9 protein-coding genes are annotated in these 9,553 nt (G+C 34.8%); all 9 read right to left on the bottom strand.

The features are described 5' to 3' along the window. Positions 1-155: 155 nt before the first annotated feature. The 9 genes from WC906_04355 to WC906_04315 all read right to left on the bottom strand — a co-directional run bounded on the left by WC906_04355 (position 156) and on the right by WC906_04315 (position 9,463). A complete protein-coding gene (locus WC906_04355) occupies positions 156-1,337 on the bottom strand; it encodes a hypothetical protein (protein ID MFA5777646.1) in 1,182 nt (393 codons plus the stop codon). Positions 1,338-1,345: 8 nt separating this feature from the next. Continuing rightward, complete coding sequence (locus WC906_04350) at positions 1,346-1,792, bottom strand: hypothetical protein (GenBank protein ID MFA5777645.1); 447 nt, start codon at positions 1,790-1,792, stop codon at positions 1,346-1,348. A gap of 12 nt (positions 1,793-1,804) precedes the next feature. Further along, entirely contained in the window at positions 1,805-2,743 is a 939-nt protein-coding gene (locus tag WC906_04345; protein MFA5777644.1) for a pilin, read from the bottom strand. After that, positions 2,740-5,616: a hypothetical protein gene (locus tag WC906_04340; protein ID MFA5777643.1), complete on the bottom strand. Its 2,877-nt coding sequence runs from the start codon at positions 5,614-5,616 to the stop codon at positions 2,740-2,742. The genes WC906_04345 and WC906_04340 overlap by 4 nt, the downstream gene beginning before the upstream one ends. Before the next feature lie 4 nt (positions 5,617-5,620). Then, the gene (locus WC906_04335) at positions 5,621-6,271 is read right to left on the bottom strand and encodes a hypothetical protein (protein MFA5777642.1); all 651 of its coding nucleotides are present in this window, start codon (positions 6,269-6,271) and stop codon (positions 5,621-5,623) included. Positions 6,272-6,283: 12 nt separating this feature from the next. Next, the gene (locus WC906_04330; protein ID MFA5777641.1) at positions 6,284-6,718 is read right to left on the bottom strand and encodes a signal peptidase II; all 435 of its coding nucleotides are present in this window, start codon (positions 6,716-6,718) and stop codon (positions 6,284-6,286) included. Between the two features lie 31 nt (positions 6,719-6,749). Then, positions 6,750-7,100 (bottom strand): TraR/DksA C4-type zinc finger protein, encoded by a 351-nt coding sequence (locus WC906_04325; GenBank protein MFA5777640.1) that lies wholly within the window; start codon positions 7,098-7,100, stop codon positions 6,750-6,752. A 67-nt stretch (positions 7,101-7,167) separates the two neighbouring features. Further along, positions 7,168-7,563, bottom strand: a complete 396-nt coding sequence (locus WC906_04320) for a YraN family protein (GenBank protein ID MFA5777639.1) — start codon at positions 7,561-7,563, stop codon at positions 7,168-7,170. 796 nt (positions 7,564-8,359) lie between these two features. Further along, the gene (locus WC906_04315) at positions 8,360-9,463 is read right to left on the bottom strand and encodes a hypothetical protein (protein ID MFA5777638.1); all 1,104 of its coding nucleotides are present in this window, start codon (positions 9,461-9,463) and stop codon (positions 8,360-8,362) included. Between the last annotated feature and the right edge of the window lie 90 nt (positions 9,464-9,553).

Here is a 9,553-nt window from a genome sequence, read left to right as displayed (position 1 = left end):
TATTTGCAGTTCCCGGAATTGGTTCAAGCGCAGTGTAGTCATATGGTCCGACAGCATTAATTGCGCGGTAGAAAAAGAAAGTTCCTATGATAAGAAAAAGAAACAGGAGAAAAAATTTATTTTTATTGCTTGCTGAATTCATATCCGATTAACTTTTACATACTTATTCCGTAAATTTTTCCGTCATTTTGATTAACAAAAAATAGAATGTCCTCAGAAGATGACAGGAATAAATTTGCCGCATCGTAAATATTATTTATGTCTTTCGTTTCCACTATTCTCTCTGATTTTCCCGTAGTAATATTCATTTTCCAAAACACGTCTTTAGCGGTTACTTTTTTATTTCGGTAGTCGTTTGGAAGCACGTAATTGCCAGAAGAAAAAGTCGGAAGAGCGTAATAAATAGTTTTATTATCCTTAGACCAAACGCACTTGGAAGCGAAGGTTGGGATATTCAGATTTTGGAATTCTCCGCCATTACTGTTAATAACAGCTAGACTAATCTTTGATCCGCCCTTGGAATCGACTGAACTAACAAGAGCTTTTGTTCCATTTGGAGACCACAAATAATCAGCTCCGAAGCGTCCTGAAAATATCTTTCTAGCTTCTCCTCCCACTGTGTTTATAATGCTTAGCGATGTTTCATTAAAAGAATTAGGACTATTCCAAAAAGACACGAAAGAAGACTGAGGAACAGACGCTATCCAGGCATCGCTCATCGAAATATCTGCTATTTTTTTCCAGTTGCTTCCGTCATAATTAGCTGCGTTTATTGTTCTCTTTTTCGTTTTTGAATCATAATATTCATAAACAATTTGGTCTCCTGCATTTCCCCAAATTGCATACTCAATTCCATCAGCAAGTCTAAATCCTTTTTTAGCGTTATAATCATAAGAGGAATATTGAATTTTCCCGTTGTTATTGAATCTCGACAGTACTTTTCTATTATCAGAAGACCACAGTATTTTTTCTAAACCGGAAAAATTATTATTATCAACTATCTTTTTCCCCGTTCCATCCAGAGAAACATTATAAACGCTTCCGTTTAGACGGGTATAATAAGCTATCTGATCATCTTCGCTAAAAAGAGCGGGAGAAATTATTACTTCATCAGACAAGGGATATATTTTCTCGCTATTTTTAAATCCTATTTTTTCCCCTATTTCTTCAAGAGCGCTCTTCTCTTCATTGCTGGCAGCCGGAGTTTCTTTTGCCAAGATATTTGTATTTATAGCGGAAGTTTTTTCCTTAAAAGAAACATTATAAATTCCCATGAAAAAAAGAACTGAGGCCAGCAGAACTGAAGAGATTATGAATATTTTTTTAGAAATAGACATGGAAAATTTTATTTAAAAGGCTTTGCATTCGGACAAAAACTTAAGCCATAATTGCCAGTTAAATTTTCATCAACATCAGGAGAGACAACGACAGCTACGTCGAGCAGGCAAGCTTTATCTTTTGTTATCCCTAAAGTTGTTACGAGATACGCTTCTGCTTTTTCCCTTGTTCCTTCCAAATCAGAGTTTTTAATAAAAATCATAAAGCTATTTTTATTATTATAATAAGAACCGTTGATCTCATAGCTATCGTCGCTCTTTATTATTGCGTTCTTATCATCAATTATTCTTTCGGCTGTTTTTCGATAATCAGCAATGGGCAACTGATTGTTTTCGGAGAAAACGGCTGTTTCTTCTTCAACAACAGTATTTTTTTTATTTTTTAGAAATAAAAAAACAAAAAGTAAAACAGGAATTAAAACGGAAATTGATATAACAATTAATACTTTTTTCATAATGATATAGAATTAATTAGTTCCACAAATTTTGGCTGAATTTGTCCATGGACTGAATTTAGTCCCATTCGAAGATAATTTGCAAGCAGCTTGTATATTAACTTCTGATTTTTCTAATGAATTTCTACAGTTATTGTATGCGGTTTGATTTTTGACCTTACAATTGCGCTGAGAACAATATGATAACCCTTTGCTATTCGTTACTCGTTTCATACACCCCATTAAACTGCCGGATCCTGTAGCAGTTTCAAAAATTTTACTGCTATCGCACTCGCTAACTGATCCAGCGCTAGTTATCATATTAATTTGAAAAAGTCCTATTGACCAAGATTTGCCATCAGCACATAAATCAGTTTGACTAGCGAAAGTTAAGAGACCCCTACTTTCCTTATTGCATATTTTTGACCATGTCTCTGGTTTTGAACTGAAACAGGTTGTTTTTAAATTTTCTACCGTACACGCTCCGGTTGACACTAGAATGCACGTTCCCGTTCCGCCTGTACCCGTTTCACTCGTTCCGCTTCCTGTACTTACTCCCGGGGTTGTAGTTGTTGTTCCCAGCGATTTCATCGTTATCGTAATTTTTACCAAATCAGGATTAATAACATAAAGGATGAGATAAGCGCCTAGGGCAATGATGAGCCCCAAGATGGCATCGGTTACTATTTTTTTGGCTGTGTCCATCTTGGAAGTGTTTCCGGCGCTAACCATATACATAAATCCTCCGATGGTCAGCATCAAGACAGCCGCAATTCCGACAGTCCAAATGGCAAATTTGTATATTGCTTCGATGTAAAGTTTGAGATCGGCTCCGGTATTTGCAGTTCCCGGAATTGGTTCAAGCGCAGTGTAGTCATATGGTCCGACAGCATTAATTGCGCGGTAGAAAAAGAAAGTTCCTATGATAAGAAAAAGAAACAGGAGAAAAAATTTATTTTTATTTTTGTTCATTTTCTATTTTTATAAAAATTCGGAGACAAATTCATCGCGAGTCCAGAAATTAAAATCATTACAAAAACAATGAGAGCCATCCGAATAAGAAAAATCGTCTGCCCAGGCAAATTAGAAATTATGCTGGCTAAAAATTTTCCGGAGTTCTTCAAAACGGTTGTTTCCAGAAAATCATCCCCATTAATAACCTCGGCTGTTATTGAAGTAGCAAGCGTTTTCCCTCCGCTTTCTTCCTGAGCAATTCCCCAATAATTTTTTAGAACTTTTCTTATTTCATTGGAAGGAGCGTAAAAAGAATAAAATTCTGCATTATACGATTCTCCAACGTCCTTTAAAACGCTAAACTTTATTTCTTTGGGATTTGATGCATCTGTTTTATCTTCGCCGTCCAATGTCCAGTTAGCGCTTATAATTCCGGTTTTTTCCAGCCAATCCGGATGGAATTTAACATCAAGCAAGGCATCGACTCCGCTATAAGTTTCAAACTCCGAATCGCTAAAATCAGTAAACATTTCTCCATCTAAATTATTATAACTACCCAAAGCTTTTGGCCAAAAAACATTTTCATCTCCAGAAATTATTTTTACATAAGGTTTTACGATTTGAAAAGATTTTGTAAGTTCAAGACTTTTCCCATTTCCAGGATCTTTTTCATTTACAGTTATTCTTTTAGCTCCTACTTTAACATCAAGGGTATCTCCTTCATTCCCAATTATCGGTAAAAATATGACATTCCCATTGTCGCATTCAGCTCCTTTGACAAGATCTTTATCGCAAGAAAAAGAAGTTCCATTAACCATCCAAGAGAAATCGCTCATTTCATCATTATTCACTTCTAATCTCAAAATTTGATTTTTTACCACCGGACAAATGTAGGAGGAAAGCTTTTCATACGTAGTAGCAGAAGCAACGCCATTGCATATCAAATCTTTTTTGTCTAAAGTTTCCCCATCACTGCTTGTGGTAAGATAGGCTTTTATTCGCTTATCAGTAGAATTAACCTTTACAATTACCTCGCTTTTACCTGTTCTGTTTTTTCCCTGATCTGCTTGCTTAACTGTAAGCTCTATTTTTAAATATCCAATTTCTTCATTTTGAAAATATGACGCATAAGCATCTCCTAGATTCAACCTGATGTTAATATTTGGATTATTTATTCCTGTCAACTTTCCTTCCAATAGTTTGTCTCGATCTAATTCGTTGGATATGTTTTGGAAACTTCCAGAAATATTTTTTCCAGCACTTATTTTCCAATCATAATGCAATTGGGAATAGTTTTGGGATGAATTGGTGACTATGGAGTTCACCGATAGCATATCTCCCATTTGATCTCCGCTAGAATCATTAATCGGATTTTCCGGAGTAGCAGAAAGAGATACGTCCAGTTTTTCGTTGGTTTTTTCTGCGGGATCAACCAAGTTGTCATCAAGACAATCGTTAATATCGATATCCGTCGTAGGAATAGAAACTGGATACCCTTTTACATCCAATGACTTTGTCTCAGTCTGAACAATTCCATCTTCATGGTCAGTTGTCTCCTGGCATGTCGGAGTTCCAAGCGACAGCCCTTCACAACTTTGAGACGCACTGATTGCATTATTGTAAATAGATGAAAGATTAACACAAAATGGACTTCCCACAGAACAATAAGGAGTCCCGCTGGTGCAATCAGGAGTTTCTTCCACATAGGCGCACCAACCTGTATCATGACTACCCCCTCCTGATGCTTCTCCCGTTGCTTCTCCTGATGCCGATCCTGATGCCGATCCTGAGCCTGCTCCTAATCCTAATTCTGAATCTGAAGATGAAGATGAAGATGAAGATGAAGACGTTGATTCTGACGCTGATGTTTCTATATCCATGGTTGCTATATAGTTAGCGTCTCCAGATTTTGCGCAAACCGCCGTTTTACCTCCCGAACAGATTGATGATCTACTTTTTAAACCTGAATTATCTTTCGTGCATTCATTGTTGGGAAGCGCCCACATAACCATAGAGCTTGAATCATCATATTTTGTCCCAATAATAGAAGTTCCTTCGACAACAACGCCAACCCTGTCCCCAGGCTGATAAACCCACTTGAATTTGTCTTGGCCTAATCCGGAAACGTTTGCTTCATCGAAGTTGCCATTACCGGATGTATTTGGATCTTGAGGATCTGTTTTCCAAAAATTTTCCTCTTTCTTATCAAAGCTGTCGTCTCCCACTGATCCATTTCCGTTTGTACTGGGGAATAAATGATCGCATCCATTTTTTATTTCCGCGTTGATTCCTCTCTGAAAATCATGAATATAACAATGTTTTTTGCTATCAGCGACAGAACTTTTATCATCCCCCCCAATAGAAGCTTCGTACCCGTCATCATCATTGCTTTTTTCAGTATAATCAGCTACTGGCTCATCCAGATAATTATATCCGCCTTGAGCAATCAGGCGCATTGCTTCGACTTTCCAATCATTTACTGTTATCTTGCCATCGCTATCATTGTCGCAATTTTCTTTCTTTGTTGCGCTTGGCTCATCTGTCAAATCACAATCTTTACGAGATAAATACCAACCGTAGTAGAGTTTATCGCCCGGATTGCTGAAATATATCGGAGTTGCATTAGCAGTAATTTCTTGTCCCTCTTTTGGCTCTGATGGATTAAAACTCAACGATACTTCCGGAGCCGAAGTTTTGTTGACGGAAACATTAAAATTTTCACCCGTTTCCTGCATACTGGAAAGATTGACATGATACCTATTTTCCAACTCCGATGCAACTTGGGAAGCAGAAGGCAAATGGAAAGCAGCCTTGGCAAAATTCAAGCTTGGAAAAAATATTTCTGCTACTACAACGAATAAAGTAAAAATTTTAATAGCCTTTTTTTTCATTTTATTATTTGATTAGTTTGATGAAAATAGAATCAACAATTATAATAAACAGTGAGGTTGAGATAAGGGAGTATATGATAGAACGGCTAAAAAAAGCGATAACTCCTCCAAATAAAGCAAAAATCAAATATGGAGCCATTATCCAAGTCATACTGGAAGAAAGCCAGATTAGCAGAAAAAAGATAACGCCCTGGAAAATTATGGACCAATACCCGAGTTTCTTAGAGAAGCTGAACATTACAAATCCTCGGAAAAAAAATTCATAAAGAGCTACGAAGAATCCTGTTAAAAATATTTGGTATCCCAGGAAAAGCAGAAAATTATCTGCGATCAATTTAGAAACTTCATACTTCTCAAAAAAATCATAATAATAATAAAGAACGTATAAAACAAGAAAGGCTGCAAGCAGAGAAAATAAACTCCAAAATACTCCAGTTTTCCATTCTCCTTGTTGAATTCCGAAATTATTCAGATCTTTTTTCAGTATTATCTTAACATAAAGAAGAGGAATAACCAACAAAAAAGTCACGCTGGAAATAATCTGCTGAAAAACTCCATTAGTTGGAAAAATAGCATGGAGAAGAAGGCAAAAAAAGATGATGCCGGCAGTAATAATATCCTCCCCATTAAAAATGGAAAATATTTTTTGCTTCATAAAAACATTATACTATATTTTTTTCCATTTAACTAATAAAAAAATTATGCCCAAGACTATGAAAATATCCGCCAAATTAAAAACTGGCCAAAAATTGAGATTAATGAAATCAATAACGCATCCGTAACGAATCCGATCAATTATATTTGAAATTGCTCCTGACAATATGAATACCAAAGAAAAATTTGAGGTTTGAGATTGGAGATTTGGTATTTTATTGAAAACTGAAAATTGAAAACTGAAAATTTGAGCCGATTCTAAAAATAAAAAAAATAATATTAGCATTAGAATGATCCATAAGCCAACAAACATATAATTACTAACCGGTATGCTCCAGGAAATATTGAAATTACAAATATAAAATCCGCCATTTTGGCGGATTAAATATTTTGAAAGTTGGTCGATAGCAACCAAAACAACAAATATAATGAAGCTGCAAAGTTTCATAATTTGTGATTTGTGATTCATTATTCTGCTTTTATTTGCACTTAATGCAAGCTTTAGCTGCTGGATAAGCTTTAAGCCGTTCAATGTCGATTTCTTCTTTGCAATTTTCACATATTCCATAGGTTTCACTTTCTATTCTTTCCAAGGCTTCGTTTATATCTTTTAGGCTCTCTTCCAGACTAGTTTCAACAGCCAAATTATCTGAGTATTCTTCAATCTCGGTTGCGTTGTCTTCTCTGTCTGTCCCTAATTCATTAAATTGGGTTTCGTAATCCCCCGGAGTCCCGGTTGGTTTAGCAATTTTTCCAAGCTCTTTTTCCAGCTTAGCTTTCTCGTCTCCCAGTTTTACCTTTAACTCTTTTTTCAATTCTTCACTGATCATAAAATTAAAACTATAAATAATTAGTACCTGAATATTACCAAAAATAACGGTTAGTGTCCACGATCTATTAAATAAAAATATTTTCGATATGTTTTATTTTGAAATTCTTCGAATCCCTGTCAAGCCAGACAGAAACAGCGTCAAAATGGTATGGGCAATCCCAGAGATTATTCATTTTTATGTAAGAATTGGCAATTTTGCTAAGCTTATTAAGCTTGCTTCGCGTGATGTTTTCTTCTGGAAGTGTTTTTTCGTATTTTTCCAAGCTTCTGGTTTTAACCTCCACAAAAACTATTTCCTTGTTTTTCTCAGCAATAATATCAATCTCTCCAATCTGCCTTCCCTTGTAATTCTTGAAATTTCTATTCAATATTTTATATCCTTTTTCTCTGAGAAATTTAGCGGTAATTTCTTCTCCTTCAAATCCTAAGTTTTTGTTTTGTTCTTTTTTCCAAAAAATCATATGATTTTCAACTAAAAAACCCCGTTTCAGGGGATTTATCAGTCAAAGCTTAATAAATATCGAGTAACAACCTTGTTTACTGCCCGGTACCTACTAAGATTTGGAAACCGGGCGCTACTAACGCCCATAATATAATTAAGTGGCTGCAGCGCCCAGTGTTTGACATGTATTAACATGTTAGCTGGAAACACTATAGCCCGGGTGAAAGGCAATTTCTGGTGTTATTTAGCAACATGTATTTTACATACATATCTTTCTATTAATAATATCTCTGACTCATATTATTGTTCTTCTACCGTTCTCTGGCTTTCGCCTTTGTTTTAAAGAACAAACTTTTTATTTATATTTTTATTTTAAAAAGTTTTTTTGACATGTCCTCTTGGAAAGATAACCTGTATTTTATTTTCCCAAGCGGACATGCCAATTTTTGTTTTTATTTTAGGGTCCTCCTGTCAGATAAGGAGGCGGTTCCATTGCATTGAATGAAACGCTTGAATAGTAGAAGAATTTCCAATCACAAATAGGGGGAAATTGTGATTGGAAGTTCTTCCACCATTTGAAATATTTTAATTTCAAATAACTTTATATCCTTATTATAACAAAAAAATAGCACTCGGTCAATAAAAAATAGCTAACATAAGCAAAAAATCTTTCAAAACAAGGCTTTTTTCACTATAAAGTTTTCTTTGCAGAAAAATATTCAAAAAAATAAAAATCTTTAAACTGCAAAAGTAAATTACTTTATAAAAATATTCTTACTTTTGCACAGGTTGTTAACAGAAGAATTGAAAATTTCTCAATTAATGCCGTCCAGTAGCTTGTCCACAATAGCCCACGTGCTATTTTTACTGGTTCCAAACATTAATTTGTTGTCAACAAATGCATAATCAATCGCCGTTGAACCATTTTCAGTCAAATTAAAGTATCTTACGTCAACTCCTTTGTAAATATTATCCTTAAACAAAACCCTTCCTTCAGGCAGAGTAATATTTCCCAGCAAAAGCGGAGACAACTCTCCCAAAAGTTTTGTTTCTTCGTTTTTCATTAAGAGTGAACTTTTAGCTTCATTGGATAAATCTACCGATAGTCCTATCTGAGAAATTCCAGAGTCATTGCTTATAAAAACAGAAAATTTCTCGCTAAAATTTTCCAATAAGTTGCCAGGAAGAGCAATTTTAATTATAGCATTAAATTGAGAAAAACTTATGGGATTATTCTCGCTGTCGGTTATAATAAACTCTACCGGTCTGTCTATTCCAAGATTTTTAAGCTCAAAAGAAGTCTTGATTACTAAATTTTTAAAGTTTTCATAGTTTTGATCTTTCATATTAATAGAAAGATAATTTGGCTTATCGACAGAATATTTAGGCACGGATTCGATTTCTACTTTATCTTCTTCAATTTTTTCAACTACTTTTTCCTGAATTTTATCGCTAACATTCGTAGCGAATTTTCCGGAAATCCAAAAATAATAACCGCCTATTGAAAATATGATAATCATCGCCACCACAACAATTATCCAGATTGCTTTTTTAGCAAAGGAGGCGCTCCTTGAAGGTTCTTTTAATTTGTCAGATTCCTTTTCCTCGTTATTGCTGGCAGAAACATCATCTTTACTGACGAATTTTTCTATTTTATCTTGCATCTGCTTCGGATATTGTTTGTCTAAAAATGGATTGAAATGCTTTTCATTTGCCATTTTTTCTCCGCTCTCAGCATTTTTTTCGGCCTTATTTTCTTCTGGAGATATTGATTTTTCTTTTTTAGGAAAAATTCCACTCAAAGCATCCAAATCTTCCTGCATTGTATGAATAACAATATTGCCATCGCCAATCGATTCCAGTTGATCTTTAGCATTTATCTCCTGATGATTTGTGTTTTCTTTTTTTTGCTCAAACATTTTTTTATTTTTGTAATTTAATTAAAATAAAATAGAGATAATAATTATCTCTATTTTACAACAAAATCTAATTATTGCAAAGCAATGAGA

This window comes from Parcubacteria group bacterium (assembly GCA_041657845.1).
Classification (GTDB): Bacteria; Patescibacteriota; Minisyncoccia; order Moranbacterales; family JAKLHP01; genus JAKLHP01.
Note: the sequence above shows the minus strand (reverse complement) of the source record. Positions and strands in the feature narration are given on the sequence as shown.

What these genes read in the sequence shown, in the direction of transcription:
- WC906_04355 (MFA5777646.1), bottom strand. Translation starts at nt 1,337, where the DNA reads ATGTCTATTTCTAAAAAAATATTCATAATCTCTTCAGTTCTGCTGGCC.
- WC906_04350 (MFA5777645.1), bottom strand. Translation starts at nt 1,792, where the DNA reads ATGAAAAAAGTATTAATTGTTATATCAATTTCCGTTTTAATTCCTGTT.
- WC906_04345 (MFA5777644.1), bottom strand. Translation starts at nt 2,743, where the DNA reads ATGAACAAAAATAAAAATAAATTTTTTCTCCTGTTTCTTTTTCTTATC.
- WC906_04340 (MFA5777643.1), bottom strand. Translation starts at nt 5,616, where the DNA reads ATGAAAAAAAAGGCTATTAAAATTTTTACTTTATTCGTTGTAGTAGCA.
- WC906_04335 (MFA5777642.1), bottom strand. Translation starts at nt 6,271, where the DNA reads ATGAAGCAAAAAATATTTTCCATTTTTAATGGGGAGGATATTATTACT.
- WC906_04330 (MFA5777641.1), bottom strand. Translation starts at nt 6,718, where the DNA reads ATGAAACTTTGCAGCTTCATTATATTTGTTGTTTTGGTTGCTATCGAC.
- WC906_04325 (MFA5777640.1), bottom strand. Translation starts at nt 7,100, where the DNA reads ATGATCAGTGAAGAATTGAAAAAAGAGTTAAAGGTAAAACTGGGAGAC.
- WC906_04320 (MFA5777639.1), bottom strand. Translation starts at nt 7,563, where the DNA reads ATGATTTTTTGGAAAAAAGAACAAAACAAAAACTTAGGATTTGAAGGA.
- WC906_04315 (MFA5777638.1), bottom strand. Translation starts at nt 9,463, where the DNA reads ATGTTTGAGCAAAAAAAAGAAAACACAAATCATCAGGAGATAAATGCT.